The sequence below is a fragment of the Amycolatopsis nigrescens CSC17Ta-90 genome, from assembly GCF_000384315.1.
In the GTDB taxonomy this organism is placed as follows: Bacteria; Actinomycetota; Actinomycetes; order Mycobacteriales; family Pseudonocardiaceae; genus Amycolatopsis; species Amycolatopsis nigrescens.
In genome coordinates this window covers 381,972-407,989 of the sequence record NZ_ARVW01000001.1, presented here as the reverse complement: position 1 = coordinate 407,989, position 26,018 = coordinate 381,972, and the positions used below count along the sequence as shown (strand labels likewise).

General features: G+C 70.2%; 29 protein-coding genes and 1 riboswitch. Of the genes, 19 read left to right on the top strand and 10 right to left on the bottom strand.

The features are described from left to right. Positions 1-126 precede the first annotated feature (126 nt). The 7 genes from nadD to AMYNI_RS0101900 all read left to right on the top strand — a co-directional run bounded on the left by nadD (position 127) and on the right by AMYNI_RS0101900 (position 6,814). On the top strand, positions 127-726 hold the full coding sequence (gene nadD / locus AMYNI_RS0101930; protein WP_084628215.1) for a nicotinate-nucleotide adenylyltransferase: 600 nt from the start codon (positions 127-129) through the stop codon (positions 724-726). A gap of 69 nt (positions 727-795) precedes the next feature. Continuing rightward, positions 796-1,215: a ribosome silencing factor gene (gene rsfS / locus AMYNI_RS0101925; protein WP_026359952.1), complete on the top strand. Its 420-nt coding sequence runs from the start codon at positions 796-798 to the stop codon at positions 1,213-1,215. Then, a complete protein-coding gene (locus tag AMYNI_RS0101920; RefSeq protein ID WP_020666273.1) occupies positions 1,212-1,826 on the top strand; it encodes a histidine phosphatase family protein in 615 nt (204 codons plus the stop codon). The genes rsfS and AMYNI_RS0101920 overlap by 4 nt, the downstream gene beginning before the upstream one ends. 3 nt (positions 1,827-1,829) lie before the next feature. After that, positions 1,830-2,558: a diglucosylglycerate octanoyltransferase gene (gene octT, locus AMYNI_RS0101915; protein WP_020666272.1), complete on the top strand. Its 729-nt coding sequence runs from the start codon at positions 1,830-1,832 to the stop codon at positions 2,556-2,558. A gap of 10 nt (positions 2,559-2,568) precedes the next feature. Beyond that, entirely contained in the window at positions 2,569-3,435 is an 867-nt protein-coding gene (locus tag AMYNI_RS0101910) for a DegV family protein (RefSeq protein ID WP_020666271.1), read from the top strand. A gap of 146 nt (positions 3,436-3,581) precedes the next feature. After that, complete coding sequence (locus tag AMYNI_RS0101905; RefSeq protein WP_026359951.1) at positions 3,582-4,379, top strand: ComEA family DNA-binding protein; 798 nt, start codon at positions 3,582-3,584, stop codon at positions 4,377-4,379. Continuing rightward, positions 4,376-6,814, top strand: coding sequence for a ComEC/Rec2 family competence protein (locus AMYNI_RS0101900; RefSeq protein WP_020666269.1), 2,439 nt, complete (start codon positions 4,376-4,378; stop codon positions 6,812-6,814). The genes AMYNI_RS0101905 and AMYNI_RS0101900 overlap by 4 nt, the downstream gene beginning before the upstream one ends. Before the next feature lie 171 nt (positions 6,815-6,985). Here AMYNI_RS0101900 and AMYNI_RS0101895 read toward each other — a convergent pair whose 3' ends face one another. Then, positions 6,986-7,531: an Rv1352/Rv1906c domain-containing protein gene (locus tag AMYNI_RS0101895; RefSeq protein WP_245573852.1), complete on the bottom strand. Its 546-nt coding sequence runs from the start codon at positions 7,529-7,531 to the stop codon at positions 6,986-6,988. A gap of 199 nt (positions 7,532-7,730) precedes the next feature. Between AMYNI_RS0101895 and AMYNI_RS0101890 the strand changes: the two genes are divergently transcribed. From AMYNI_RS0101890 to AMYNI_RS0101880, 3 genes are all read left to right on the top strand, one after another. After that, a complete protein-coding gene (locus AMYNI_RS0101890) occupies positions 7,731-8,774 on the top strand; it encodes a methyltransferase (protein ID WP_020666267.1) in 1,044 nt (347 codons plus the stop codon). Between the two features lie 38 nt (positions 8,775-8,812). After that, positions 8,813-9,379: a dienelactone hydrolase family protein gene (locus tag AMYNI_RS0101885; RefSeq protein WP_020666266.1), complete on the top strand. Its 567-nt coding sequence runs from the start codon at positions 8,813-8,815 to the stop codon at positions 9,377-9,379. 156 nt (positions 9,380-9,535) lie between these two features. Then, positions 9,536-9,859, top strand: coding sequence for a hypothetical protein (locus AMYNI_RS0101880; RefSeq protein ID WP_020666265.1), 324 nt, complete (start codon positions 9,536-9,538; stop codon positions 9,857-9,859). 25 nt (positions 9,860-9,884) lie between these two features. On the opposite strand, the gene thrC is transcribed toward AMYNI_RS0101880, so the two are convergent. Then, positions 9,885-11,153, bottom strand: coding sequence for a threonine synthase (gene thrC, locus AMYNI_RS0101875; protein WP_020666264.1), 1,269 nt, complete (start codon positions 11,151-11,153; stop codon positions 9,885-9,887). A gap of 12 nt (positions 11,154-11,165) precedes the next feature. Further along, positions 11,166-11,297: riboswitch (SAM riboswitch) on the bottom strand. Between the two features lie 156 nt (positions 11,298-11,453). Between thrC and holA the strand changes: the two genes are divergently transcribed. Further along, positions 11,454-12,434, top strand: coding sequence for a DNA polymerase III subunit delta (holA, locus tag AMYNI_RS0101870; RefSeq protein WP_020666263.1), 981 nt, complete (start codon positions 11,454-11,456; stop codon positions 12,432-12,434). A 54-nt stretch (positions 12,435-12,488) separates the two neighbouring features. On the opposite strand, the gene rpsT is transcribed toward holA, so the two are convergent. Beyond that, a complete protein-coding gene (rpsT, locus tag AMYNI_RS0101865) occupies positions 12,489-12,749 on the bottom strand; it encodes a 30S ribosomal protein S20 (RefSeq protein WP_020666262.1) in 261 nt (86 codons plus the stop codon). A gap of 349 nt (positions 12,750-13,098) precedes the next feature. Between rpsT and AMYNI_RS0101860 the strand changes: the two genes are divergently transcribed. Both AMYNI_RS0101860 and AMYNI_RS0101855 read left to right on the top strand, forming a co-directional pair. Next, positions 13,099-13,974: a DMT family transporter gene (locus AMYNI_RS0101860; RefSeq protein ID WP_020666261.1), complete on the top strand. Its 876-nt coding sequence runs from the start codon at positions 13,099-13,101 to the stop codon at positions 13,972-13,974. 22 nt (positions 13,975-13,996) lie between these two features. Next, positions 13,997-14,374, top strand: coding sequence for a VOC family protein (locus tag AMYNI_RS0101855; RefSeq protein ID WP_020666260.1), 378 nt, complete (start codon positions 13,997-13,999; stop codon positions 14,372-14,374). An 8-nt stretch (positions 14,375-14,382) separates the two neighbouring features. Here AMYNI_RS0101855 and AMYNI_RS0101850 read toward each other — a convergent pair whose 3' ends face one another. Continuing rightward, a complete protein-coding gene (locus tag AMYNI_RS0101850; RefSeq protein WP_020666259.1) occupies positions 14,383-14,970 on the bottom strand; it encodes a class I SAM-dependent methyltransferase in 588 nt (195 codons plus the stop codon). Positions 14,971-15,124: 154 nt separating this feature from the next. On the opposite strand from AMYNI_RS0101850, the gene lepA reads away from it, so the two are divergent. Next, positions 15,125-16,984, top strand: coding sequence for a translation elongation factor 4 (gene lepA / locus AMYNI_RS0101845; protein WP_020666258.1), 1,860 nt, complete (start codon positions 15,125-15,127; stop codon positions 16,982-16,984). A 1-nt stretch (position 16,985) separates the two neighbouring features. Here lepA and AMYNI_RS0101840 read toward each other — a convergent pair whose 3' ends face one another. Further along, on the bottom strand, positions 16,986-17,393 hold the full coding sequence (locus AMYNI_RS0101840; RefSeq protein ID WP_020666257.1) for a MerR family transcriptional regulator: 408 nt from the start codon (positions 17,391-17,393) through the stop codon (positions 16,986-16,988). Between the two features lie 50 nt (positions 17,394-17,443). Here AMYNI_RS0101840 and AMYNI_RS0101835 point away from each other — a divergent pair, with 50 nt between their 5' ends. Continuing rightward, positions 17,444-18,322: an NAD(P)-dependent oxidoreductase gene (locus AMYNI_RS0101835; protein ID WP_020666256.1), complete on the top strand. Its 879-nt coding sequence runs from the start codon at positions 17,444-17,446 to the stop codon at positions 18,320-18,322. Here AMYNI_RS0101835 and AMYNI_RS0101830 read toward each other — a convergent pair. Both AMYNI_RS0101830 and AMYNI_RS0101825 read right to left on the bottom strand, forming a co-directional pair. Next, positions 18,319-18,765 carry a pyridoxamine 5'-phosphate oxidase family protein gene (locus AMYNI_RS0101830; RefSeq protein ID WP_020666255.1) on the bottom strand — a complete coding sequence of 149 codons (447 nt, stop codon included), beginning with the start codon at positions 18,763-18,765 and terminating at the stop codon, positions 18,319-18,321. The two genes, AMYNI_RS0101835 and AMYNI_RS0101830, sit on opposite strands and share 4 nt — an antisense overlap. Before the next feature lie 67 nt (positions 18,766-18,832). After that, a complete protein-coding gene (locus AMYNI_RS0101825; protein WP_020666254.1) occupies positions 18,833-19,060 on the bottom strand; it encodes a hypothetical protein in 228 nt (75 codons plus the stop codon). A gap of 219 nt (positions 19,061-19,279) precedes the next feature. On the opposite strand from AMYNI_RS0101825, the gene AMYNI_RS0101820 reads away from it, so the two are divergent. From AMYNI_RS0101820 to AMYNI_RS0101805, 4 genes are all read left to right on the top strand, one after another. Continuing rightward, positions 19,280-20,332, top strand: coding sequence for a nitronate monooxygenase (locus AMYNI_RS0101820; RefSeq protein ID WP_020666253.1), 1,053 nt, complete (start codon positions 19,280-19,282; stop codon positions 20,330-20,332). Between the two features lie 110 nt (positions 20,333-20,442). Next, a complete protein-coding gene (locus tag AMYNI_RS0101815) occupies positions 20,443-21,624 on the top strand; it encodes a helix-turn-helix domain-containing protein (RefSeq protein WP_084628213.1) in 1,182 nt (393 codons plus the stop codon). Between the two features lie 93 nt (positions 21,625-21,717). Continuing rightward, on the top strand, positions 21,718-22,032 hold the full coding sequence (locus tag AMYNI_RS43305) for a hypothetical protein (RefSeq protein ID WP_020666251.1): 315 nt from the start codon (positions 21,718-21,720) through the stop codon (positions 22,030-22,032). Positions 22,033-22,063: 31 nt separating this feature from the next. Beyond that, on the top strand, positions 22,064-22,333 hold the full coding sequence (locus AMYNI_RS0101805) for a helix-turn-helix domain-containing protein (RefSeq protein WP_157357223.1): 270 nt from the start codon (positions 22,064-22,066) through the stop codon (positions 22,331-22,333). A gap of 1 nt (position 22,334) precedes the next feature. Here the strand turns inward: AMYNI_RS0101805 and AMYNI_RS0101800 are convergent, their stop codons facing one another. From AMYNI_RS0101800 to AMYNI_RS0101790, 3 genes are all read right to left on the bottom strand, one after another. After that, on the bottom strand, positions 22,335-23,795 hold the full coding sequence (locus tag AMYNI_RS0101800) for an amino acid permease (protein WP_026359949.1): 1,461 nt from the start codon (positions 23,793-23,795) through the stop codon (positions 22,335-22,337). 99 nt (positions 23,796-23,894) lie between these two features. After that, positions 23,895-24,914, bottom strand: a complete 1,020-nt coding sequence (locus AMYNI_RS0101795) for an alpha/beta hydrolase (protein ID WP_020666248.1) — start codon at positions 24,912-24,914, stop codon at positions 23,895-23,897. Positions 24,915-25,014: 100 nt separating this feature from the next. Continuing rightward, positions 25,015-25,980 carry a zinc-binding dehydrogenase gene (locus AMYNI_RS0101790; RefSeq protein WP_020666247.1) on the bottom strand — a complete coding sequence of 322 codons (966 nt, stop codon included), beginning with the start codon at positions 25,978-25,980 and terminating at the stop codon, positions 25,015-25,017. Between the last annotated feature and the right edge of the window lie 38 nt (positions 25,981-26,018).

The window sequence follows — 26,018 nt, the reverse complement described above, 5'->3', positions numbered from 1 at the left end:
ATGTGGCCGGTGCCCGGCGGTACCCCCAGGCCGCCGAAGAGGCGCGGTGCGTGGGACCCCTCCACCTGGGAGCGGAGGAGGTGGACCCACGCACCGTGTCCTGGGCGATGTATAGGCTGTTGATCCATGTCAGCACGCCGCATCGGGGTCATGGGCGGCACCTTCGACCCCGTGCATCACGGCCACCTGGTGGCGGCCAGCGAGGTTCAGGCCCGGTTCGGGCTGGACGAGGTGATCTTCGTACCGACCGGCCAGCCGTGGCAGAAGACGTCGCGGAAGGTCACCAGGGCCGAGGACCGCTACCTGATGACGGTGATCGCCACCGCGTCCAACCCGGTGTTCTCGGTCAGCCGGGTGGACATCGACCGCGGCGGGCAGACCTACACCGTGGACACCCTGCGCGACCTGCACGCCGAGTATCCCGAGGACGAACTCTTCTTCATCACCGGCGCGGACGCCCTGGAGCAGATCCTGACCTGGCGCAACGCCGACGAGCTGTTCACCTTCGCGCATTTCATCGGTGTCACCAGGCCGGGCTACCACCTCAACGACCACCACCTGCCCAGCGGCAAGGTCAGCCTGGTCGAGGTCACTGCGATGGCCATCTCGTCGACCGCCTGCCGGGCGCGCGTCCAGGCCGGCGAGCCGGTCTGGTACCTGGTCCCCGACGGTGTCGTGCGTTACATCGACAAACGCAAGCTGTATCGCGACCCGGAGGCCGGTTGAGGCGTCGGCGGCTCCTGGTGGCGGCCGGGTACGCTCTGTGCGCGCACAATCTTTATCCGAGGGAGAACCGTGGCTGCGACGTCCGAAGCACGTGACTTGGCGACCGCGGCCGCGCATGCGGCCGCCGACAAGAAGGCCACGGATGTGGTCGTGCTGGACGTGTCCGACCAGCTCGTCATCACCGACGCCTTCGTGATCGCCTCGGCGCCGAACGAACGCCAGGTCGGCGCCATCGTGGACAACGTCGAAGAGAAGCTGCGGATCGCCGGGCACAAGCCGGTGCGCCGGGAAGGCGCCCGTGAGGGCCGCTGGGTGCTGCTCGACTACGTGGATGTGGTGGTGCACGTCCAGCACACCGAGGAGCGCTCGTTCTACGGCCTGGAGCGGCTGTGGAAGGACTGCCCGCGGATCGAGGTGGACGGGCTGGACCAGTACGGGGACGAGCGGGACGACGAGGAGGACCCGGCCGGGGGGCGGGGCGCCCCGTGACCGTGTGCCGGCTGGTGCTGTGGCGGCACGGCGAAACCGACTACAACGCGGCCGGCCGGATGCAGGGGCATCTGGACTCGGCACTTACCCAGGTCGGCTGGAACCAGGCCCGGTTCGCCGTACCTGCGCTCGCCCGGTTCGACCTCGACCTGGTGATCGCCTCGGACCTGCACCGCGCGACCGACACGGCGACGGTGCTCACCGAGGCGACCGGGGTGCCGCTGCGGATCGACAAGCGGCTGCGGGAGACCCACCTCGGCGAATGGCAGGGGCTCACCGGCGAGCAGGTCGACCTGCGGTGGCCGGGGGAGCGGGACCGCTGGCGCAAGGACGCCACCTGGGCACCGCCCGGCGGAGAGTCCAGAGTGGACGTCGCGGACCGGGCCGCGGAGGTCGTCGCCGACCTGCGCTCGCGCGAAGAAGGTCCGGACGAGACGGTGCTGCTGGCCGCGCACGGCGGGCTCATCATCGCGCTCACCGGCCGGTTGTTGCGGCTGCCGGTCGAGGCGTGGCCCTCGCTCGGCGGGATCGCCAACTGCCACTGGGTCGAGCTCGGGCTGCGGGACGGCAACTGGCGCCTGCACGCGTACAACGCCGGCATCACCGGCTGAGCGATGCCGGCCCCGCGACTGCTCGTCTTCGGTGACTCGCTGAGCTTCCACGGCCCGGACGGCGAGCACGCCGCCGACGACCCGCGGCTCTGGCTCAACGTCACCGCCGCCGCCCTCGGCGGCCACGCCGACCTGGTCGCCGGCATCGGCTGGAACGCGCGCGACGCGTGGTGGTCGCTCACCGGGGACCCGCGGGTGTGGGCGGATCTGCACCAGGCGGACGCGGTGGTGCTGGCGGTGGGCAGCATGGACACGCTGCCGTCGCCGTTGCCGACCTACCTGCGCGGCGGGTTGCGCTACCTGCGGCCCGCCGGGCTGCGCCGGGTGGTTCGCGGCGCCTACCTTGCCGCGCAGCCGAAGCTGGCGGTCGTACTGCGCGGCAGGCCGGTGGTGCTGCCGGCCAGGCTGACCGTGCACTACCTGAATGCCATGGTGGAGGCGCTGCGGGCGGTCCGGCCGTCGCTGCCGATCATCGGCATGTTGCCGTCGGTGCACCGGGCCGCGTCCTACGGATATGTGCACACCGCGCGGCCCGGCGCCGCGGCCGCGATGACGGCCTGGGGTCGCCGGGCAGACGTCCCGCTGCTCGACCTGTCCGCGGTGGTGGGGCCGCACGTGCTGGCCGGCCGAGGCAACCAGGACGGGATGCACTGGGGCTGGGAAGGTCACGCGGAGGTGGGCAAGGCGATGGCCGGCCTGCTCGGCCCGCTGCTGGCGCCGGACGGCCCGTAGGCTGGCGGGCGTGCCGGTCGCAGTCATCACGGACTCCACCGCCCACCTGCCGGAGGGCTTCGCCGACCGGCACGAGATCCGGGTGGTACCGCTGCACGTCCTGATCGACGGGGTGTCCGCGCTGGACGGGGTGGACGTCGGCCCGGCCGCGCTGGCCGAGGCGCTCGGCCGCCGTCGGATCGTGACCACGGCCAGGCCGACGCCGCAAGAGTTCGCCGAGACGTTCCGCGGGGCGCTGCGGACGGGCGCGGACGCCGTGGTTTCGGTGCACCTGTCCAGCGAGCTCTCCGGAACCTGGGAGTCCGCGGTGCTGGCCGCGCAGGAGGTCGGGCCGGACCTGGTGCGGGTGGTGGATTCCCGGAGCACCGCGATGGGGCTCGGTTTCGCGGCCCTGCACGCGGCCGCGAAAGCCGCCGAGGGCGGCTCCCCGGCGGAGGTCGAAGCGGCCGCGGTCGCCGCCGCGGCGAACTCGGAGACCTTGTTCGTGGTGGAGACGCTCGAACACCTGCGCCGTGGTGGCCGGATCGGTCCGGCGGCGGCGTTGTTCGGCACCGCGCTCGCGGTCAAACCGTTGCTGCACATGGAAGACGGCCAGATCAGGCCGTTGGAGAAGGTGCGCACGATGAACCGGGCGATGGCCAGGCTGGTCGAACTGGCCGGTCAGGCCGCCGGTGAGCACCGGGTCGAACTGGCCGTGCACCACCTCGCCTCGCCGGAGCGCGCGGTGGAGCTGGCGAACCGGCTGGAGGAACGGCTGCCCGGCTCGGCCGGCTGTGTGATCTCGGAGATCGGCGCCGTGATCGGGGCGCATACCGGGCCGGGGGTGCTCGGGGTGGTGGTGCAGCGCCGGAGTTCCGGGACCGCAGGGGGTCGCTAGCCCGAACCGGCCAGCATCGCACAAGGCGGCGACAAGAACGGCCCGATCCAGCCCGTCCGGGCCGGCCTGTCCACAGCACCCGGGTTATCCACAGCGGGCGAAATCTCCACTGCCCACCGCGCCCCCACCGGCCTAGCGTCGAATGCGTGTTCGAAAGCCCAGCCCCCGAATCCGACCCCGGCTCACGGGGCGCGCCACCCCACGACCGGCTCACCCAGCTGGCCGAAGCGGCCAGGTCCGGTGCGCCACCGCCGCCTCCCCGGCCCGTTCCGCCCAGCGGAGCCGTGGGCAGACTGATGAGCCGATGGCTGCCCGCCGGGCTCACCGGTGCAGCACCCGCGGTCCGGCGGCGGCTTGCCGTGCTCGCCGTACTGGCCGGCGTGGTGGTCCTGGTGACCACCACGATCCTGCTGCTCGGCGGATCACCAGCACCGGAACGGCCGCCGCCGCTGCCCGTGGCGCGCGCGGACACGGCACCCGCGGCCGCGGTGGACAAGGCACCCGCCGGTCCACTGGTGGTCAGCGTCGTCGGCAAGGTGTCCTCGCCCGGCCTGGTCACCGTCCCCGCCGGAGCCAGGGTGGCGGACGCCGTCCGTGCCGCCGGCGGCGCGACCCCGGGTACCGATCTGACCACCTTGAACCTCGCCCGTCGAGTCGCCGACGGCGAGCAGGTCGCGGTGGGGGTGCCGGCGCCGCCGGACGCGCTGCCCGGCGGCGCCGCCCAATCGGGTGCGGGCGCCGGTCCGGCCGGGAAGATCGACCTCAACACGGCCACCGTCGCCCAACTGGACACCCTGCCGGGGATCGGCGCGGTCACTGCGCAACGGATCGTGGACTGGCGCGCGCAGCACGGCGGTTTCGCTTCGGTGGAACAACTCCGCGACGTCGACGGGATCGGCGAAACGCGTTTCTCGAAACTGCGGGAACAGGTGCGGGTGTCATGATCGCCTCCGTGCGGTCGCCCACCGTGTCCGGGACGCCGGAACCGGTGGTGCGACACGATTTCCGGCTGATCCCGGTCGCGGTCGCCGGCTGGCTCGGCGCCCTGCTGGGCCTGCTGTGCGGATGGTGGGTGGCGACGGTGACCGGGCTGGTCACCGCGCTGGCCGCGGTGGTGCTGTTCCGGCGGGTGCGCACCACCCGGCCGCGCTGGGTGGCGGCCGCTTTCGCGCTGCTGATCGGCGGGCTGACGCTAGCCGGTCCGCTGGCCCTGCGGCTCTGGCAGGCCGAACGGGACCCCCTGCGCGTCCCAGCTTTGCGCGGTGACGTGGTGACCTTGCGGGTGAGCGTCGCGGAACGGCCGGAACCGGTCCGGGCGGCGGGTTACGCCGGGCAGCAGGCCGGGGCCAGGTCGGTGGTGATCGCCGCCGAGGTGGTGACGGCGGCGGTGGACGGCGTGCCCGTGCGATCCACCGGCAAGGTGGTGCTGATCGCGCCGTTTGAGCGGTGGTCGGCCTTGCTGCCGGGGCAGCTGGTCAGCACCTCCGGTTCGCTGGCTCCCGCGAGGGCCGCGGAGCTGACCGCGGCGTCGGTTTACGTCCGTGGCCCGCCGGAAGAGGTCGGGCCGGCGCCGTGGTGGCAGGACACCGCCGCGTCCTTGCGCGAAGGCCTGCGGCAAGCCGCATCCGTGCTCGCGGAGGAACCCGCCGGGTTGCTGCCGGGCTTGGTACTGGGTGACACCAGCAGGCTTTCACCACGGCTGGAGCGGGAGTTCGAAACTGCGGGCATGACGCACCTGCTGGCCGTGTCCGGCAGCAACCTGGTGATCATCTGCGGGGCTGTTCTGTTGCTGCTGCGGGCTTTCCGGGTTGGTCCCCGGTTGTCGGCGGCGCTCGCCGGGGCCGCCCTGCTCGGGTTCGTGGTGCTCGTCGGGCCCGAACCGAGCGTGTTGCGTGCGGGGGTGATGGGCGCGGTCGGGCTGCTCGCGCTGGCGCTGGGGCGCAAGCGGTCCGCGTTGCCTGCGCTGGCCGCGGCGGTCTGCGTGCTCGTCGCCTTCGATCCGGCGATGGCGGCGAGCTTCGGGTTCGCGCTCTCCGTACTGGCGACGGCGGGGCTGGTGCTCTTGGCGCCCCGCTGGGCGGACGCCCTGTCCAGGCGGGGTGTGCCGCCGGGCCTGGCCGAGGGGCTGGCCGTTCCGGCGGCCGCGTTCCTGGTGACCGCGCCGGTGATCGCCGGCATGGCCGGCAGGCTCAGCCTGGTCGCGGTGGCCGCGAACGTGCTCGCCGCTCCGGTGGTCGCGCCCGCCACCGTGCTCGGCGTGCTGGCCACCGTGGTCGCGGTCGTGTCGCCCGCGGCCGCCGGGCTGCTGATGCGGCTGGCCGGTCCGGAGGCGGACTGGCTGATCACGGTCGCGAGGCGGGCGGCCGCCGTGCCGGGGGCGAACCTGCCCTGGCCGGGTGGCTGGTGGGGTGGGCTGTCGGCGGCGGTGGTCGCGGCCGTGCTGGTCTTCCTGCTGCGCTACCGGAGGCTGCGGGTCGGTCTGGCCGTGCTGCTGGCCGGAATGCTGCTGGTACTGATCCCGGTGCGGGTGATCGCCCCGGCGTGGCCGCCCCCGAACTGGGCGGTCGTCGCCTGCGATGTCGGACAAGGAGATGCCGCCGTACTGGCCACCGCGGAGCCGGGACGCGCGGTGGTGGTGGACGTGGGACCGGAGCCAGGCCCGGTGGACGAGTGCCTGGACCGGCTGGACGTGGATCGAGTGCCGCTGGTGGTGCTGAGCCATCTGCACGCCGACCACATCGCCGGCTTGGACTCCGCCTTCGACGGGCGCGTGGTGGGCGCGATCGCGGTCGGTCCAGGCCGCAGCCCCGACTGGGCCTGGCGCCAAGTGTCCGAAGTGGCCGGTCGTCATGGCGTGCCCTTGCTGGAACTGGAGATCGGCACCCGCATGGAGTGGCCGGGACTGAGCATCGAAGTGCTCGGCCCGAGCTACGTCAGCTCCCGGTCCGGCAGTGCTCAGGACGGCACCGGGATCAACAACACGTCGGTGGTCCTGCGGGCCGAGACCCCGGCCGGGCGGATGCTGCTCACCGGTGACGTGGAGCTGGCCGCGCAGGCAGACCTGCTGGCCGGCGGGGCGGACCTGCGTGCGGAGATCCTGAAAGTGCCGCACCACGGTTCTCGCTCGGCGCTTCCGCAGTTCGTCTCCGCGATCCGGCCACGAGCCGCACTGATCAGCGTGGGCGCGGGCAACGCCTACGGTCACCCGAGCAAGCACGCCCTCGACCTGCTCGGTGCGGCCGGCGCACTGGTGGCCCGCACCGACACCGACGGCGACACCGCCGTCCTGCCCGACCTCCAGGGCCCCGCCCTCACCCGCCGCGGCCGTCAACGCGCCCCTCCGGCGCCCTGCCGGTGCCAGCAGTCCGCTGGTCGGTAGCGTCCCGGAAGGGCCCAGGTCACGACGGTTGCGGTGGCCGGTATCTCATAAACAACAGGTGGCTCCGCGATTGGAGAAAATTCTGTCAGTTGCCCTAACTGACATTGGGTCACGGTTCATGACGAGGTCGCGTGTGACTGGGCCGGCGTTACGGTCGTTCAACTGATCGGGTTACTTGGTCTTGGAGAAGGTGCAGTTCGACACCTTCACGTATTCACCCTTGTTGGCGGTGAAACGGGTCGGGCCGCCTTCGGTGAGGTCGTTGGCGATGATGTTGTGGCCGGCGTCGTCCTTGAGCCTTGCCCAATAGCACAGCGAACCGCCGCCGTCGGTTTTGTAGGTCCCGGCTTCCATATCGGTTCCCACGAGGAAGGTGCCGTCGGCAATCTTCGTCTTCAGGCCCCCGGCGCCGGTAGTGGGCGGCTGCCGGGTGATGGTGGACGGCGGCAGGGTGACGGTGGACGGTGGCGGAGCAGGAAGGGTGACGGTCGACGGGGTTGCTGTTTCGGTCCGGACGATGGTCACCGGTGCTTCACGGGTGGCCGCGACCGGGGTGACCGGACGATCCGGTTTGCCGATCAGGAAACCGGCGCCCACACCTACGGCGGCGGTCGCCAGGCCGGCGGCCGCGAGCCCGGCTGTTCTGAGATTCAAAGAGGACATTTTCGTTTCACCACATCGGATAGTCAGGAGGTATCGCAAAAGGTGCTCGCGCATTTCGTGCGAGCCGGGAAAATGGATCGTGTAGCCGAGTACTCGGCAGAACCGTGGCTTCCGTTAACCGTTGTTGCCGTTTCGCAACCGCGGCCCGCCGCAGCGCCTCCGTCCCGGAAGTCGAACCGTGCGGCCCTTGATCTCAACCCGGCTTGAACATGCAGGGTGTGCGTGAGGGCATTTCGTCACTGGGAGGTACACGATGACTCAGAAGAGCGCGGCAACCGAGGACGCGCAGCGGACGCTGCTGCGGTTGCTGTCCGGTGCGATGGCGAGCCAGGTGGTGGGGGTGGCCGCCAAGCTGGAGGTCGCGGACCGGCTCGGGTCCGATCCCGTGGCCGCCGGCGATATCGCCGACCGTTGCGGCCTCGCTCCGCAGGGGATGCTCCGGCTGCTGCGGGCCTTGGCGAGCTTGGGCCTGTGCGCCGAACCGGCGCCAGGCAGGTTCACCCTTACCCCCGTCGGTGCTTTGCTGCGCAAGGGAAATCCGGACTCCCTGCACGACCTCGCGCGGCTGGGCATCGATCCGATGACGCTGCGGTCGGTGGGGGAGCTGGAATTCTCCCTGCAAACCGGCCGTCCCGCCTTCGACGAGCTCCACGGCAAGCCGGTGTTCACCCACATCGGAGAGCACCCGGAACTGTCGGAGATGTTCAACGCCGCCATGAGCAACGGAACGCGCGCCACCGCGGCCGCCCTGCCCGAGCACTACGACTTCACCCGGTTCACCAAGGTCGCCGACATCGGCGGCGGGGACGGGACGCTGCTCAGTGCGATCCTCGGGCGCCACCCCCAGCTCACCGGCGTGGTGTTCGACAACGCGGACGGTGCGGCGCAGGCGGAGGGCACGATACGGGCCGCCGGACTCTCCGCACGCTGCGAGGTCGTCACCGGCGACTTCTTCGAGGCCGTGCCCGGTGGCGCCGACCTGTACCTGATCAAGAGCGTGCTGCACGACTGGGAGGACGACCGCGCGGTCACCATCCTCGGCAACTGCCGGGCCGTGCTGCCCTCGAACGGCCGTGTCCTGATCGTCGAGCCGCTGCTGCCGGACACGGTCGCCGCCGAGACGCCCGCGCAGAACCCGTACCTCGGCGATCTGACCATGCTCGTGCTGGCGGGTGGACAGGAGCGCACCAGGGCGGACTTCGACCGGCTGTGCGAGCGTTCCGGCCTCACGATCACCGGGACCACCCCGCTGCCGCCGCACCCCGGGCTGTCCTTGATCGAGGCCGTACCAGCCTGAGGTGCTCGGCGCCCGCGAGGAGGGGCAAGATAGGTGAGGTGGCATACATCGTTCTGTTCCACTCGGTTTACGGGTTGCGGCCGGTAGAGCTGGCCGCCGCCGATCAGCTGCGCGCGGCCGGGCACGAGGTGGTGACCCCCGACCTCTACGCGGGGCAGACCGCGGTCACCATCCACGACGGGTTCGCGCTGGCGGATCGCATCGGCTGGGCGGCGATCGAGGCGCGGGCCCGCGAGTCCGTGCGCGTACTGCCCGCCGACGCCGTGCTGGCCGGCTTCTCGATGGGGGCTGGGGTGGTGTCGGCGCTACTGGCCGAGCGGCCGGAAACTGCCGGCGTGCTACTTCTGCACGGCACCGCCGAGATGCCCGTGATCGTGCGTGACGGGCTGCCGGTCCAGCTGCACATCGCGCTGCCCGACGAGATCTTCCCGGCCGAGGAGGTGATCTCCTGGGAGGAGAGCGCCACCGAGGCAGGGGCCGAGGTGCAGATCCACACCTACCTGGGCGCCGGGCATTTCTACACCGACCCGGACCTGGCCGACTACGACCAGGAGGCAGCCGCCCTCACCTGGCGGCGGGCACTGGGCTTCCTCGACGGACTCTGAGGCACGGCACGGACCTGCCATGACCGGCGGCCGCCCCTTTCGATCGTGTGAATGTTCGTTGTAACGTTCACGGAAGGCAGGGTGGCCCGTTGGTGCGCTCCGAGCCGCTCGCCGAGTCCGGAAACGATCTCTCGTGGTACCAGAGGAGCACTCGCCATGCCGGAACCCTTCTTCGCCCGAGTCAGGTACCAGCTGGTCAGGCAGCTGAACGTAGTGCTCGACGAAGGCCGTGAGCGGCTGGGAGAGCAGGTCGCGCAGCACAGCGGAAACCTGGCCAGCAGGCTGGGCGAGGCCGGGGACCAGGCCGCCCGGCTCGCCGACGAGACCGCCCTGCGCGCCTCTCGGCTGGCGGATCGCTCCGCCGACCGGTTCGGCGACCGGGCGACCAGGCTCCTGCAATGGGCCGGGGACCTGCTCACGGACCTGGGGGAGCGGGCCAGCTCGGCGCTGGACCGCGATCAGCCCCGGAGCCGCCGCTGACGCCAGGCCCCTGGCTCCTCGCGCGTCAGCCTTCGAGCACCTTGCGCACCGCGTCCGCGGACGGCGGCACGGTCGCGCGCGGGCCGACGTGGTTCTCGATCGCGTCCAGCGTCTTCAGCCCGTCGCCGGTGATCATCAGCACCGTTTCCGCGTCCGGGTCGAGCTTGCCGGTCTCGATGAGCTTCTTCGCGGTGGCCACGGTGACCCCGCCGGCCGTCTCGGTGAAGATGCCCTCGGTCCTGGCCAGCAGCCGGATGCCCTCGACCACCTCTTCGTCGGTGACGTCCTCGATCGCGCCGCCGGTCCGGGTGACGGTGTCCAGCACGTACGGGCCGTCGGCCGGGTTGCCGATCGCGAGCGAGCGGGCGATGGTGTCCGGCTTGACCGGCTGCACCACGTCGTGCCCGGCGCGGAACGCGGCGGACACGGGGGAGCAGCCGGTGGCTTGCGCGCCGAACACCCGGTACGGCGTCTCGTCCACCAGGCCGAGCTGCCCGAGCTCGCGGAAACCCTTGTCCACCTTGGTCAGCTGGGAGCCCGAGGCGATCGGCACCACGACCTGCTGCGGCAGCCGCCAGCCGAGCTGCTCGGCGACCTCGAAGGCCAGCGTCTTGGAGCCCTCGGAGTAGTAGGGCCGGACGTTCACGTTCACGAACGCCCAGTTCTCGTGCTCGCCGGCGAGCTGGGTGGCCAGCCGGTTCACGTCGTCGTAGTTGCCGTCCACCGCGATCAGCGCGCCGTCGTAGACCGCGGTGGTCAGAATCTTGGCGCGCTCCAGCGAAGACGGGATCAGCACCACGGACTGCCAGCCGGCGCGGGCGGCCGCGGCGGCCACCGCGTTGGCCAGGTTGCCGGTGGACGGGCAGGCCAGCACCTCGAAGCCGAACTCGCGGGCGGCGGCCAGCGCGACCGCGACCACCCTGTCCTTGAACGAGTGGGTGGGGTTGCCGGTGTCGTCCTTGACCCACAGCCGCTTGACGCCGAGCGCCGCGGCGAGCCGGTCCGCACGCACCAGCCGGGTACAGCCCGGCTCGGTGTTCGGGATCTCCTCGACGTTGGAGGGCACCGGAAGCAGCTTCTTGTACCGCCAGATGTTCCGCGGACCGGCTTCGATGTCTTCGCGGCGCACGCGGCCGAAGTCGTAGCCCACCTCGAGCGGGGAGAAGTCTTCGGCGGAGACGAACTCGGGGGCCAGCGGCTGCCGGTGGCCCTCTTCCTTGGAGATCAGTTCCACCGCGGGGCCGAGGTCCACCGTCCGGTTGGTGGCGGAGGTCGTGCCGAGGGCTGCAGTCATCGCGAGGTCCTTTCCTCATCTGTCCCACTGCGTGGGCCGGAATTGGCACCGTGTTCGCCAGCTACCTCGCGGAATCGAGATGACAGGCTGACGCCGGTTGCCGGGGCTTCTTCGGGCCGTTCCCTCTGCCCCTCTGGATGAGCGGTATTCGGTTGTCGGCTGCCGGCACGGCTGGACCGCGGGCTGCCTCGAAGACACCGTACGACATCGAGACGGCGTTCTGCCACACCCGTTCGTCCGCTGCCCGGCATGCGGGCGTCCCGGCCGTCGGTGTCGTCGTGGCGTGGGAGGATCGGCGGCGTGACCGCGCCAGCCGCTACCCCCGCCCCGCTGTACCTCGTTCTCGGTGAAGAAGAGCTGCTTATCGAGCGTGCCGTGCGCAACGCGCTCACCGCGGCCAGGCTGGTGGATTCGACCGCGGACCTGACCAGGGTGCGGGTGTCCGAACTCACAGGTCCCGCACTTCTGGAGATGGTCAGCCCCTCGCTGTTCAGCGAGGGCAGGGTGATCGTGCTGGAGTCCGCGCAGGACATCTCGCAGGAGATCGCGGACGCGGTGCTGGCCTACGTGGCGAATCCCGCCGACGGGGTGGTGCTCGTGGTGGTGCACAGCGGCGGCGGCCGGAGCAAGGCGGCCAAGGCGCTGCCGGTGGCCCTGCGCAAGGCCAAGGCGGAGATCGTGGAGTGCGCCAAGATCACCAAGCCGGCCGAGCGGGAGGCCTTCGTCCGCAACGAGGTGCGCCAGGCCGGCGGGCGGATCGACGCGGCGGGGGTGGCCGCGCTGATCGACACGGTGGGCTCGGATCTGCGCGAGCTGGCTTCGGCGGCCGCCCAGCTGGTGGCCGACGCCGGCGGCACGGTGGACGAACAGGCGGTCCGCCGGTACCACCGCGGTCGGGCGGACGTGACCGGGTTCGCGGTGGCCGAGAAGGCGGTCGCCGGGGAGCGGGCCGCGGCGCTGGAGTCGGTGCGCTGGGCGATGCTGATCGGCGTGCCGCACGTGCTGGTCGCGGACGCGCTGGCGGACGCGGTGCGCACCATCGCCAGGGTGAGCGCCGCCGGCCGGGGCAACCCGAACCAGATGGCGGGCGAGCTGGGCATGCCGCCGTGGAAGATCCGCAAGGCGCAGGGCCAGTCCCGTGGCTGGGGGCCCGACGGGCTCGCGGACGCGATGCAGATCGTGGCCAGGCTCAACGCCGAGGTGAAGGGCGCCGCGGCCGATCCGGACTACGCGCTGGAGCGCGCGGTGCTGGAACTGGTGGCCGCGAAGGACAAGCGATAGCGAAAAGCCCCGGCGACCGTCGGGTCACCGGGGCTCCTCGGCCGGAAAACCGGCTCAGACCTGGTTGGCGCGCTTCGCCATCGCCGACTTCTTGTTGGCGGCCTGGTTCGGGTGCAGCACACCCTTACTGGCGGCCTTGTCCAACTTCTTGGCCGCTTCACGCTGAAGCTCGAGGGCCTTGTCCTTGTCGCCGGCGTCGGCGGCCTCACGGAACTTGCGGATCGCGGTCTTCACCGAGGACTTGATCGACTGATTGCGCTGGCGCGCCTTCTCGTTGGTCTTGTTGCGCTTCATCTGCGACTTGATGTTGGCCACGCGGGCGCTCCTTGGATCGTCTCGGGAGAGTTCGTGCCGTGTCGTAGTGGCCCTGCCTCCCGTTCTCCGGGAGCCAGGCTTCCTCCCTGGCGGAATGCCACACGGCAACGAGCGGGAAGTCTAACAGCGCGGCCGGGGTGGCCCGGAGGGGGTGTAGCCTGGCGGGCGCAGTGCCTAGGGTTCCGTCGCCGGCCCGCCGCTGCGAGCGTTCGAGTACATCCAACCAGGGTCGGCGGGTCTGGTCCGAGCGGCACCATCGGCCGGTCAAGGGCCCGGTCGTTCATCTGACGGGACAAAAGCCTGGAGGACCCGGTGTTTCGCGCGCGCGAAACACCTGAAGGGTTCTCTGGTGAACGGCACGGCTCTGGTTTTCGTTGTGGTTGCGGCGGTTTTGCACGCGCTGTGGAATCTGGCCGCGAAGCGGGTGCCCGGCGGTGGTGCGGCCCTGGTCTTCCTCTACTACTCGGTGTCCGCGGTGGCGCTGGTTCCGGTCGCCACCGTGCTGCTGGTGCTGGACCCGCAGCGTCCACAGTGGACATGGTTGCCGGCGGTGGTGGGCAACGCGGTGCTGCACATCGTGTACGGAATCGTGCTGCAGCGCGGTTACACGGTCGGCGACCTCTCGGTGGTCTACCCGCTGGCGCGCGGCACCGGCCCGCTGCTGTCGGTCTTGGCCGCGGTGGTGCTGTTCGGGGAACGGCCGGGGGTGCTCGGCCTTGCCGGCGCCGCGCTGGTGATCGCCGGGGTGCTGGTGATCGGCTCGGCCGGTGGCGGCGGCGGCTCGGTGGCCGACCGGCGGGCCCGGCGGGCCGGGGTCGGCTACGGGCTGCTGACCGGGGCGACGATCGCCGCGTACACGCTCTGGGACGACCACTCGGTCAACGCGCTGGCGGTGCCGCCGGTGGTCTACCTGTGCGCCGGCTCAGTGCTGCAGAGCGCCCTGCTCGCGCCCTACGCCCGGCGGCACGGGGACACGGTGGCCCGGTTGTGGCGGGAGCACTGGCGGGAGGCGCTGGTGATCGGCCTGCTGTCGCCGGTGGCGTACGCGTTGGTGCTCTTCGCGCTGCAACGGGCGCCGGTGAGCCTGGTCGCGCCGGCCAGGGAGCTGAGCATCGTGCTCGGCGGGCTGGCCGCCTGGCTGGTGCTCGACGAGGCCCATCCGGTGCGCCGGCTGACCGGCTCGCTGATTGTGCTGGGCGGTATCGCCGCGATTGCGGCGTCCTGAGCGCTCCGGTAGGGAAGTGGCCATGGACGTGCTGAGCAGCAGGGTGCTGCTGAAACCCAGTGACCCGGAGAAGTCGACCGTCTTCTATCGCGACACCCTGGGCCTGGCGATCTACCGGACGTTCCCCGGGGGCACGGTGTTCTTCCTCGGTCAGGGCTTCCTGGAGCTGGTCGGCCGTGGTGATGCGGGCGCCAGTCCGGATGTCGCGCTGTGGCTCCAGGTCCGTGACCTGCCGGCCACCATCGCGGAGCTGCGGGCCAAGGGCGTCGTCCCGGACCGCGAACCGCGCCGGGAGCCGTGGGGCCTGGACGAGGCCTGGATCTCCGATCCGGACGGCACCCGGATCGTGCTGGTGCAGATCCCCGCGGATCACCCGCTGAGAACCGACGTCCGGCAGTGACGGCACAGCTACTCGGCAGGGCGGTACGCGCGTAGCTGGGCGGCGAGCGGGGTCCGGCCGGGTGGCTGCCATACCCAGGTCTGCAGGTCGGTGAAGCCGGCCGCGGCGACCTCGTCGGCCAGCCGGTGCCGCGACACCGGCAGCCACTTCTCGTGCGCGGAGAGCACCAGCCGCCCGCCGGGGCGCAGCGCGCGGTAGAGCCCGGCGAACCCGGCGGCGCGGTCCGGCCAGAGCTGCACGTTGTTCACGCTGAGCGCGACGTCCACCGAGGCTTCCGGCTGCCCGGGGTGCTCCGCGTCGCCGCGGCGCAGCTCCACGGTGCCGCCTTCGACGAGCGCGGAGCAGCGGTCGCGGCAGCGGGCCAGCATCTCCTCGGAGGGGTCCACGCCGATCGTGGTCGCGGCGCGCTCCGCGGCGGCGAGCAGGCCGATCCCCGGTCCCGGCCCGAGCACCAGCACGGTTTCCGCGGACGTGATCCTGGCCACTTCCACCACGCGCCGTTCGGTCTCCGCGTTGCCGTGCGCCATCAGCGCGCCGCCCAGCCTGCCGAGCAGGCCACGCGGGTGCCCGAAGGCCCGATCCAGTACCTGCGACATCGAATTACCCATACTTCGAGGTCAACACGGACGGTGCCGGTGCCGCATCGGGGATGACCCCCAAACACACCCGCCGGGGTCATGGGACGATGGACAGCGATATCCAGACCGGATACCGACGACGCCACCCCCTGCTTCCCCGAGGACCACACGAGTGACTGCGACTGGCACGCTGGCCGACACCACCTTCACGCCGCCGGAGCTGATCCGGAACTTCTGCATCATCGCGCACATCGACCACGGCAAGTCCACCCTGGCCGACCGGATGCTGCAGCTCACCGGTGTGATCGAGGACAGGGCGATGCGGGCCCAGTACCTGGACCGGATGGACATCGAGCGGGAACGCGGCATCACGATCAAGGCGCAGAACGTGCGGCTGCCGTGGAACGTGGACGGTCAGGACCACGTGCTGCACCTGATCGACACACCGGGCCACGTGGACTTCACCTACGAGGTGTCACGGGCGCTGGAGGCATGCGAAGGCGCGATCCTGCTGGTCGACGCCGCGCAGGGGATCGAGGCGCAGACACTGGCGAACCTGTACCTGGCACTGGACAAGGACCTGCACATCATCCCGGTGCTGAACAAGATCGACCTGCCGGCCGCCGAGCCGGACAAGTACGCGGCAGAGCTGGCGCACATCGTGGGCTGCGACCCGTCGGACGTGCTGCGGGTGTCCGCGAAGACCGGCGCCGGGGTGCGCGAGCTGCTGGACGAGGCGGTGCGCCAGGTGCCGCCGCCGCAGGGCGACCCGGACGCGCCTGCCCGCGCGATGATCTTCGACTCGGTGTACGACACCTACCGCGGCGTGGTCACCTACATCCGCGTGGTGGACGGCAAGATCACCCCGCGCGAGCGGATCAGGATGATGTCCACCAACGCCACGCACGAGCTGCTCGAGGTGGGCATCGTGTCGCCGGATCCCAAGCCCAGCAAGGGCCTCGGGGTCGGCGAGGTGGGGTACCTGATCACCGGCGTGAAGGACGTCCGCCAGTCCAGGGTCGGGGACACGGTGACCTCCGAGCGCAAGGGCGCCACCGAGCCGCTGACCGGCTACCGCGAGCCGAAGCCGATGGTCTACTCCGGGCTCTACCCGGTGGACGGCTCGGACTACCCGGTGCTGCGGGAGGCGCTGGACAAGCTCCAGCTCAACGACGCGGCGCTGACCTACGAGCCGGAGACCTCGGTGGCGCTGGGGTTCGGCTTCCGCTGCGGCTTCCTCGGGCTGCTGCACCTGGAGATCACCAGGGAGCGGCTGGAGCGCGAGTTCGGGCTGGACCTGATCTCCACCGCGCCGAACGTGGTCTACCAGGTCTACCTGGAAGAGGGCACCGAGGTGGTGGTGACCAACCCGTCCGACTGGCCGACCGGCGGGAAGATCGCCGAGGTGCACGAGCCGCTGAGCAAGGTCACGGTGATCGCGCCGTCGGAGTTCATCGGCGCGATCATGGAGCTCTGCCAGGGCAAGCGCGGCCAGCTGCTGGGCATGGACTACCTGTCCGAGGAGCGCGTCGAACTGCGCTACCACCTGCCGCTGGCGGAGATCATCTTCGACTTCTTCGACTCGCTGAAGTCCCGCACCCGCGGCTACGCCTCGCTGGACTACGAAGAGGCCGGTGAGCAGAAGGCCGACCTGGTGAAGGTGGACATCCTGCTGCAGGGCGAGGCGGTGGACGCCTTCTCCGCGATCGTGCACAAGGACGGCGCGTACGCCTACGGCAACAAGATGGCCACCCGGTTGCGCGAGCTGATCCCGCGCCAGCAGTTCGAGGTGCCGATCCAGGCCGCGATCGGCGCCAGGATCATCGCCAGGGAGACGATCCGCGCGATTCGCAAGGACGTGCTCGCGAAGTGCTACGGCGGCGACATCTCGCGTAAGCGGAAGCTGCTGGAGAAGCAGAAGGAAGGCAAGAAGCGGATGAAGACCGTCGGCCGGGTCGAGGTCCCGCAGGAGGCCTTCGTCGCCGCACTGTCCACTGAGGACAGTGGCGACAAGGGCAAGGGCAAGAAGTAGCTCAGGCGGGGACGGACTCCAGGTCGGTGCCGTCGAAGGGCGGGTAGCTCTCGCTGCCCGTCCGCTCGGCCGCGGCGATGTAGCCGGTGAGCGCGTCGCGCGACCGGGCCAGCCGGTCCAGCTGGTCCTCCAGCCGCCGCAGCCGTGACCGCATCGCGGCCAGCAAGTCGGGGCACCCGAGCAGTTCCGGGGCCTCGCCGACCGCGCAGGGCAGCAGGTACGCGATGTCCTCGGAAGACAGACCGGCGTCGAGCAGGTGCCGGATCTGCTTCACCCGCAGCACGGCGTGCTCGTCGTACTCGCGGTAGCCGTTCGCGCCGCGGTCCGCCTCCAGCAGGCCCTGTGCCTCGTAGTAGCGCAGCTGGTGGGTGTTGACGCCCGTCCGGCGACCCAGTTCCCCGATCCGCATCGAAACTCCCCCTTGACCTTCACACCGGTATCAACGTTGACGATGTTGCCATGACCAAGAAAACCGATACACCCGTGACGGTCATCGGCCTCGGGCTGATGGGCCGTGCGCTCGCCGCCGCGTTCCTGAAGGCCGGACATCCCACGACCGTGTGGAACCGCACGGCCGCCAAGGCCGACCGGCTGGTGGCCGAGGGGGCGCGGCTGGCGCTGACGGTGGGCGACGCGCTCAAGGCGAGTTCCCTGACGATCATCTGCGTCACCGACTACCAGGCCATGCGCGAGTTGCTCGGTGCACCCGACGTCGAGCTGGACGGCACGATGTTGGTCAACCTGACCTCGGGCGACTCGGCTCAGGCCAGGGCAGCCGCCCGGTGGGCCGAGCAGCGGGGCGCCCGCTATCTGGACGGTGCCATCATGGCCATCCCGCCCGCGATCGGGACCGCCGAGGCGGTGCTCCTGCACAGCGGGCCGCGGCCGGATTTCGAGGCGCACCAGGCGACCCTCGAAGCGCTCGGCACGGTCACCTACCTCGGCGCGGACCACGGGCTGGCGTCCCTGTACGACGTGGCCGGCCTGGCCATGATGTGGAGCGTGCTGAACGCCTGGCTCCAGGGCACCGCCCTGCTCAGGACGGCCGGTGTGGACGCCGCGACGTTCGCGCCGTTCGCGCGGCAGATCGCCGCCGGGGTGGCCGACTGGCTGCCCGGGTATGCCGAGCAGATCGACAACGGTTCCTTCCCGGCCGAGGTGTCCGCCCTGGAGACCGATGTACGGGCGATGGCGCACCTGATCGAGGAGAGCGAGGCGGTGGGGGTCAACGCCGAACTGCCGAAGCTGATCAAGGCGATGGCCGACCGCGCGATCGCCGCCGGGCACGGCGGGGAGCAGTATCCCGTGCTGATCGAGGAGTTCGCCAAACCCCGCTAGCTGTTGCCGGTGATCCTGGCGGCTTCGATGAACACGGCGACCCGGCGTTCGGTGGCCATCACCCGGTCGTACTCGGCCCAGTCGTCGTGGGTGCCGGTGGCCGCCTTGAACACGTCACGCAGCAGCTCGGGCAGGCCGGCGGGGTCGAAGGCGGGGTCCGGGTCGTCCGGGCCGATCAGGTGGGTCGGCCCGTCCACGGCGACCCATTCCCAGCCGCGGCGGAACACGATGGTGGCCTGCCCGTTGCGGCGGAAGAGGTCCAGTTTGCGCACGCCGCCGCGGGCCACGAAACCGACGCAGGGCTTGCCGGTCACCGGGTCGTCGATCACCCCGGCGTTGACGATGGAGGCGTGCACGGTGCCGTCCGGGCGGGTGGTCGCGATGGTGGCGAGGCCGTGTTCGGCCTGTGACAGCCGCCGGACGAGATCCAGGTCGGGGCTCATGCCACCACGGTAGCGTGCGCGACCGGCCGGGCGGACCGGTCGCGCACGCCGAACTCGGGCTGTCCGGTTATGAGACGCCGAGCAGCACGCCGAGGGCTTCGACCAGTGCGGCCGACGTGCTCGCGATGGTCTCGTCGAGGTACTCCGCGATCGGGGTCAGTTCGGCGGCTGAGGCCTGTCCACCTAGCATCGCCAGCAGCGGCACGGTGATCACGCCGAGCGCGACACCGCGCTTGGTCCAGCGCTTGGCCTTGGTGTCCGTGCTGGTGGCGGGGGCTTCCTGGAAGTCGCTCATGATCTCCTCGTTCTCTGCGACGGAAATTTTCCCACGAACCGTGGTCCGTGTATGGCGGAGCGTGCTCTGGGCCGAACGGACGATCAAGACGGTTTACGCACGGTTTCCGATCATGAAACGGGGTGCCCTCGATGGAGTGAGGGTTCGGTAACGCGGCCGTCATATCGCTGTGGCGCAGGAGACGTCGCTCACCGTGGCGGGCGCTCGTAGGCTGTCGGCATGTTCGAGAATCTGCGCTTCCCGGTGATCGCCGCTCCGATGGCGGGCGGCCCGTCGACGCCGGAGCTGGTGGCGGCCGCGGCGCGGGCCGGCGGGTTCGGCTTTCTCGCCGCCGGGTACCTCAAGGCCGGCGGCCTCACCGGTCAGATCGGGCGGCTGCGCGAGCTCACCGGTGAGCCGTTCGGGGTCAACCTGTTCGTCCCCGGCCCTGAGTCCACTGTGGATGTTTCCGGTTACCGGGAGCGGCTGGCCGGGGAGGCGGGTCGGTACGGGGTCGAGCCGGGGGAGCCGCGCTGGGATGACGACGACTATCCGGCGAAGCTGGATGTGGTGGTGGCCGAACGGGTTCCGGTCGTCTCCTTCACCTTCGGCAGGCCGTCCAAGGAGGACGTGGACAGGCTGCACGCGGTCGGCAGCAAGGTGGTGGTCACGGTAACCGGCCCGGACGAGGCCGAGCTGGCCGCCGAGGTGGGGGCGGATGCGCTGTGCGTGCAGGGATTCGAGTCGGGCGGGCACCGCGCCCTGTTCACCGATGACGGGGACCGGCCGGATGGGGGAGAGGTCTACGGCCTGCTCGCCGCGCTGCGGCTGGTGTCCGCGCGCACCAGCCTGCCGCTGATCGCCACCGGTGGCCTGGTGCACGGTGCGGACGTGGCGGCGGTGCTGGTGGCCGGGGCCTGTGCCGCGCAGCTGGGCACCGCGTTCCTGCGCGCGGACGAGGCGGGTACCAAAGCCGTTCAGCAGCGTGCGCTGGCCGAAGGCGGCAGGCTCACCGCGTTCACCCGCGCGTTCAGCGGCAAGCCCGCTCGCGGACTGGTGAACCGGTTCCTGGCGGAGCATTCCGCCGAAGCTCCGGCCGCGTACCCGCAGCTGCATCATTTGAGCAAGCCGATCCGCGCCGCCGCGGGTGACGCCGAAGATCCCGAAGCGATGTCCCTCTGGGCCGGGCAGACCTATTCGCTGGCCGGCGCGGGCCCGGCCGCCGACATCATCGCGAAACTGCGCACCGAAGCCGAAGCCGCCCTGCGCACCGCCACCACACGCCTGACCTGAGGGCGCGCTCGCCTGCTACATGTTGTGAGTGCGCTCTGACAGAGGGTGTATATCGGGCGTGTACCGTGGGGTGTGGAGCACGCACACCGCGACACGGAGAGCGAGCGGTCATGGCGACGACAGGAATTGGTCGCACACTGCGGCAAATCAGGAAAGCCAGAGGTAAGTCGCTCGCGGTGGTGGCGGGCCTTGCCGGTATCTCACCGGGCTACCTTTCCATGCTGGAGTCGGGCAAGCGCGCATTGGACCGCCGATCTTTGATTGTGCGTCTCGCCAATGCGCTTGAAGTCGCGCCTACCGAGTTGACCGGCGAAATGATCACCGCCGTCGGTGGGCTTCCGCAGGACGCGGCTCTGGCCGAAGTTCGACGCGCGCTGATGGCGGTGAGTCTGGGCGTGCCGGATGGGGAGATCATTCCCGCTGATGTACTGCGCGGGCGTGTTGATGATCTGGTGAAGGCGCAGCAGGAATGCCGGCACGGCTATGTGGGCGAGAAGCTCCCCGGGATGATCAGGGATATTCACACCACGCTTGATGCGCACGAGGAAGAACGTGCGGTTCTGCGGTTGGCGACCTTGCTGCATTTGCAGGGAACTCAGGCGTGGTTACCTGTCGCGGGAGGCTCGGCCGATTTGGCCTGGCTGGCGGCAACACTGGGGCAGCAAGCGGCGGAGCGCCTGGATGAGCCGCTTTCCCTGGCACTGAGCGCCTTCGGTACCGCACACGGGTTGATCGCTTCTGGATCCTTTGACCTTGCCGGGCAGACACTCGCTTCGGCCGATGCGGGCACAGCGACACGTGAAGGTCTGGTTGTCACCGGGATGCTCACCCTGACCTCTTCGATGCTGGCGGCTGCTCGCGGTGACCAAGGTGGGCTAGTGGCTCCGCTGGAGCAAGCGAGTGAACTCGCCGACAGTATGGGTGAAGGCAGCGAGCCCTGGTTCGGGTTCGGACCGTCCAATGTCGGAGTGTGGCGGCTTTCGGTCGCGCTCGAAGCGGGCGAGCACGCCGACGCGGCCAGGATCGCGGCGAGGGTTGATCCCAGCGCGCTTCCCTCGCCGTTCAGGCAGGCCGCTTATTGGGTCAACTACGGCCGAGCGGTGGCGAAGTTGCCGAAGCAGCGGGACAAAGCCGTAATGATGCTGCATAAAGCTGAACAGATTTCACCTGCGCGTGTGCATCGGAACCCGCTGGCGCGCGAGACCCTGAGCGAATTGCTTAGCAAGGCAAAACAGGATGCGGTAGGCAGAGAACTTCGCGGCATGGCTTATCGGGCAGGATTGCCTGTCTAATCCGATCGGGCGACCCTTTACAAACTGTTAAGTTCTTCGGTTGTGAAGGGTCGACCGTATTCGGATGACTGATCTTGATGTGGGGCGGGTGCGGTGAACCTGCCGCTGGCCTTTGTGCGGTACCGGTCCGGCGCGGCAGGGGAGGGCGACCGGGTGGTGCACCTGGTGGCCTTGCCGCCGGTGCTCAACCATCGGTTCGCGCTCGCCGAGTTTCCGTTCGTGCTGACCGCGTTGTGCGGCTGCGAACTGGCGGGGGAAGCCGTCGAACTCCTGCCGAAACTGAGCGGAATGCCCTGTGTGGGTTGCCTCCGGTTGTCTCCCGCGCCGGAGGACCCGGAGACCGGCGAAACCATCGGGCCGGGCGGATACCGGCCGCGATTGACCAGCCAGTTCCGGATCAGTGCCTGAGCCGCGGCCGACGAGTGCGCAACTCGACGATGTGACGTACGCACTGGCCGCGCTCCTCGCGCGGGCGAGGGCGGACAGCGGCATGGGACTGACCGCTGTCCGCTCCTCGATCGACGGCCCGCTTTCCGAGTCGACCCTGTGCCGGATTCTGCGGGGCGACAGGCCGATCTCGATCCGGTTGTTCGTCGCGCTTTGTTTCACGTTCGGGCTCGCGCCCGGCGAAGTACTGACCGACGCGTGCCGAATGACTTTGAACCCGGTCTCGCACCGTGATGTCGCCCCGCTGATCGAGGGCCCCTGACTTATTCGGCCGGCTGGTCTGGGGTGTTCTGCTTGCCCAGCACGGAGTTGCGGCGACTGTAGAGGAAATAGACCGCCAGGCCGATGGCGAACCACACGGCGAACCGCAGCCAGGTTTCCGGCTTCAGGAAGGTGATCAGCCAGATCGAGAAGACCACGCCGATCGCCGGTACCACCGGCATTCCCGGGCAGCGGAAGGTCCGCGGCAGGTCCGGGCGGCGGTAGCGCAGCACGATCACCGCGACGCAGACCACCACGAACGCCAGCAGGATGCCGATGTTCGTCAGCTCGGCCGCCTCACCGATCGGCAGCAGCCCGGCGATGATCGCGGCGGAGCCGCCGAGCACCCAGGTCATCCGGCTGGGCACCTTGCGCACCGGGTGCGTGCCGGAGAACCACTTCGGCAGCAGCCCGTCCCGGCTCATCGAGTAGCCGACCCTGGTCGCGCCCATCAGGAAGGTGAACAGCACGGTCAGGATGCCGAGGATCGCGCCCACCGCGATGATCACGCCGAGCCAGCCGAGGCCGACTGTGCGGAACGCGCTGGAAAAGGCGCTTTCGCTGTCGATTTCGGTGAAGTTGACCATGCCGGTGAGCACCAGGCAGGCCAGCACGTAGAGCACCATGGAAATGGCCAGTGAGTACAGAATCGCCTTCGGCATGTGCTTCTGCGAGTCGGTGGACTCCTCGGCGGCGGTCGACATGGCGTCGTAGCCGAACACCGCGAAGAACACCGTCGCGGCCCCGGTGAACGCGCCGCTGAGGCCGAACGGGAAGAAGTTCTCGTAGTTGCCGGTGTTGATGTGGAACGCGCCGACCACGACCACCAGCACGACCAGCGCGACCTTGAGGTAGACCAGGAAGGTCTCGAACCTGGCCGCCGACTTCATGCCCTGGTTCAGGATGTACGCGATCAGCAGGCACAGCAGCAGCGCGAACAGGTTGACCTTGTAGGAACCGGAGGCCACCCCTTCCGGCTCGGTACCCGGCGCGCCGGACATCCACAGCGGCAGCTTGATGTCCATGAAGCCCAGCAGGTCGTTGAAGTACCCGGAGATGCCGATCGCCACCACCGCAACGATCGCGGTGTACTCCAGCAGCAGGTCCCAGCCGATGAACCAGCCGACCAGCTCGCCCAGCACCGCGTAGCCGTAGGTGTACGCCGAGCCGGCGCGCGGGATGAGACCGGCGAACTCGGCGTAGGAGAACGCGGCCGCCGCGCTGGCGATACCGGCGATCAGGAACGAGATCAGCACCGCGGGACCGGCCGTCTCGTGCGCGACCGCCCCGGCCAGCGAGAAGATCCCGGCGCCGATGATGCCGCCGACCCCGATCGCGGTGAGCTGCCGCAGGCCGAGGGTGCGGTGCAGGCCGGTGCCCGCCTCGGGCGTTTCGAACTGTTCGATCGGTTTGCGCCGGAACACCCCGGTATTCGAACTCGGCCTGCCTCCAGGAGCGGACATGCGGGTCTCCCAACGGTCGCGACGTCCCCGGGTTCTTCCGGGTCACCGCGGAACCGTACTCGATCCTGTCAACCCTGTGAGTGAACGAGCCCGGCGCGTTCAGCCGGCCGCGGTGTGCTGGGCGGCGGTCCGCCGGGCGGCCTTGGCCCTGGTCAGGGCGTCGCGGTGGGCGACACCGGCGGCGAAGTAGCCGAGCAGCTCGCCGAGCTCCACCGGGTCGTCCAGCTGCGGGCAGTGCCCCCAGTCCTCCCGGATCAGCAGTCGGCTGTGCGGCACCAGCGCGTGCAGCCGGCGACCGGAGGCGGCACTCACCAGGCGGTCCTTGCCGCAGGCGACCACCAGCAGCGGGATCCGCACCCGGTCCAGCTGATAGGCCTCGGCCAGCTCGCCGACCAGCTGCCTCGCCTGCTCCAGCCGGGTGGTGGTGCTGCGGTAGTCCGGGAAGAGCTCGGTGAACCGGCGCACGTGGTCGGCGTCGGCCACCGCTCGGTCGGCGTAGAGCAGCCGGGGGACGAGCTGTCCGGCCACCGTGCGGACCAGGAAGCCGGGCACCGGCAACGGCAGCGACGAGTAGAGGCGCAGCGGCAGCGGATACCGCGCCACGGTCCGGATCAGCCAGGAGTCGACGAAACCGGGGGCCGCGATGGACACCACCCCGGCGATCGGCAGCTTCGGGTTCTGCGCCGCGCGCAGGCTCATCGTGCCGCCGAGGGAGTTGCCGGCCAGCACCACGGTGCCCAGCACGGACTGCTCGCGGACGACCGCGGCGGTGAAGGCGTCCAACTGCGGCAGCATCGCGCCGGGGCGCAACGCCTCGGCCTCACCGAAGCCCGGCAGGTCGACCGCGATCGCCGGCACCCCGGCCGCGGCGAGCTCGGCGAGCACCGGGCGCCAGGTGTCCGCGCTGTCGCAGTAACCGTGCAGCAGCACCAGCCGTTCGGTGAGCGGCCTTGTCCGTTTGCCCGCCCGGCGTCCGGCCGGCCGCGCGGCCGGTGGCGGGCCGACTTCCAGCACCCGCGTGCGCACACCGGCGAAGCGCCGGTACCCGACCCGGATGTCCGGGTCGGTCGCGTCCGGGGTCGCCGGAGCACCCGACGCGTCCCGCTGCACTGCGGTCATACATCCAGGTTAGACAACAGAACTCGACTACCGCTGGTTAGCGGTGGGTTGCAAACAGGTATCGGGCTGGTGTCAGACCGGCTTTCCGCAGGTCAAACGATCAGCGAGTGAACACGATTTTTCCCGCCGTGTCGCCGTTCTGCATGTTCTGGAAGCCCTCTTCGGCTTGGTCAAAGGAAAGTTCGGTGCCGATCTGCGGCCGGATCCCGGCCAGATCGACGTACTCCAGCAGGTCCGCCAGCTCGTCCCTGGTGCCCATGGTGGAGCCGATCACGCGCAGCTGCAGGAAGAACACCCGTTGCAGATCGGCGTTCGCGTCCGGCCCGCTGGTGGACCCGGACACCACCAGCACCCCGCCCGGTTTGAGCGATTTGAGCGAGTGCTGCCAGGTCGCCTTGCCGACCGTTTCGAACACGCCGTCCACCCGCTCCGGCAGCCGGGTGCCGGATTCGAAGCTCTGGTGCGCGCCGAGCTGCTCGGCCAGTGCGCGCTTCTCCTCGGTCCGGCCGGTGACCCAGACCCGGAGCCCGGCCGCGCGGCCGAGCTGCACCAGCGCGGTGGAAACGCCACCGGAGGCGCCCTGCACCAGCATCGTCTGTCCCGGCCGCAGCCCGGACTTGACGAAGATCATGCGATACGCGGTGAGCCAGGCGGTGCCCATGATGGACGCTTCGGCGAAGGACAGGCCGGCGGGCTTGGGCAGCACGTTGCGGGCGGGGACCACGACGGACTCCGCGAAGGTGCCCTGGTGCTTTTCGGTGAGCAGGGTGCGCTTGGGGTCCAGGGTGTCGTCCCCCTGCCAGCCGGGCGCGTTGATCACGGAGTGCAGCACGACCTCGCTGCCGTCCTCGAGCACCCCGGCGCCGTCGCAGCCGAGGATCATCGGGAACTGCTCCGGTTTGATGCCGACCCCGCGCAGGGTCCACAGGTCGTGCCCGTTCAGGCTGGCCGCCTTGATCGAGACCTTGACCCAGCCTGCCGGTACCTCGGGTTCCGGCCGCTCGCCGATGACGAGCGAGTCGAGGGGGTTGTCCTGGTTCGGTTCTTTGGCGTAGACGGCGAACATGGGGGTCAACCTACCTGCCCGGGCGCCGGTGGGCAGTG

Excerpts from the sequence above, each read along its gene's own strand:
- thrC (WP_020666264.1), bottom strand. The coding sequence starts at position 11,153 with ATGACTGCAGCCCTCGGCACGACCTCCGCCACCAACCGGACGGTGGAC.
- AMYNI_RS0101795 (WP_020666248.1), bottom strand. The coding sequence starts at position 24,914 with ATGACCGCAGTGCAGCGGGACGCGTCGGGTGCTCCGGCGACCCCGGAC.
- AMYNI_RS0101830 (WP_020666255.1), bottom strand. The coding sequence starts at position 18,765 with ATGAGCCCCGACCTGGATCTCGTCCGGCGGCTGTCACAGGCCGAACAC.
- AMYNI_RS0101840 (WP_020666257.1), bottom strand. The coding sequence starts at position 17,393 with ATGCGGATCGGGGAACTGGGTCGCCGGACGGGCGTCAACACCCACCAG.
- AMYNI_RS0101825 (WP_020666254.1), bottom strand. The coding sequence starts at position 19,060 with ATGAGCGACTTCCAGGAAGCCCCCGCCACCAGCACGGACACCAAGGCC.
- AMYNI_RS0101835 (WP_020666256.1), top strand. The coding sequence starts at position 17,444 with ATGACCAAGAAAACCGATACACCCGTGACGGTCATCGGCCTCGGGCTG.
- AMYNI_RS0101855 (WP_020666260.1), top strand. The coding sequence starts at position 13,997 with ATGGACGTGCTGAGCAGCAGGGTGCTGCTGAAACCCAGTGACCCGGAG.
- octT (WP_020666272.1), top strand. The coding sequence starts at position 1,830 with ATGCCGGCCCCGCGACTGCTCGTCTTCGGTGACTCGCTGAGCTTCCAC.
- AMYNI_RS0101820 (WP_020666253.1), top strand. The coding sequence starts at position 19,280 with ATGTTCGAGAATCTGCGCTTCCCGGTGATCGCCGCTCCGATGGCGGGC.
- AMYNI_RS0101850 (WP_020666259.1), bottom strand. The coding sequence starts at position 14,970 with ATGTCGCAGGTACTGGATCGGGCCTTCGGGCACCCGCGTGGCCTGCTC.
- AMYNI_RS0101880 (WP_020666265.1), top strand. The coding sequence starts at position 9,536 with ATGCCGGAACCCTTCTTCGCCCGAGTCAGGTACCAGCTGGTCAGGCAG.
- AMYNI_RS0101890 (WP_020666267.1), top strand. The coding sequence starts at position 7,731 with ATGACTCAGAAGAGCGCGGCAACCGAGGACGCGCAGCGGACGCTGCTG.
- AMYNI_RS0101800 (WP_026359949.1), bottom strand. The coding sequence starts at position 23,795 with ATGTCCGCTCCTGGAGGCAGGCCGAGTTCGAATACCGGGGTGTTCCGG.
- nadD (WP_084628215.1), top strand. The coding sequence starts at position 127 with ATGTCAGCACGCCGCATCGGGGTCATGGGCGGCACCTTCGACCCCGTG.
- AMYNI_RS0101895 (WP_245573852.1), bottom strand. The coding sequence starts at position 7,531 with ATGCGCGAGCACCTTTTGCGATACCTCCTGACTATCCGATGTGGTGAA.
- AMYNI_RS0101790 (WP_020666247.1), bottom strand. The coding sequence starts at position 25,980 with ATGTTCGCCGTCTACGCCAAAGAACCGAACCAGGACAACCCCCTCGAC.
- AMYNI_RS0101815 (WP_084628213.1), top strand. The coding sequence starts at position 20,443 with ATGGCGACGACAGGAATTGGTCGCACACTGCGGCAAATCAGGAAAGCC.
- AMYNI_RS0101900 (WP_020666269.1), top strand. The coding sequence starts at position 4,376 with ATGATCGCCTCCGTGCGGTCGCCCACCGTGTCCGGGACGCCGGAACCG.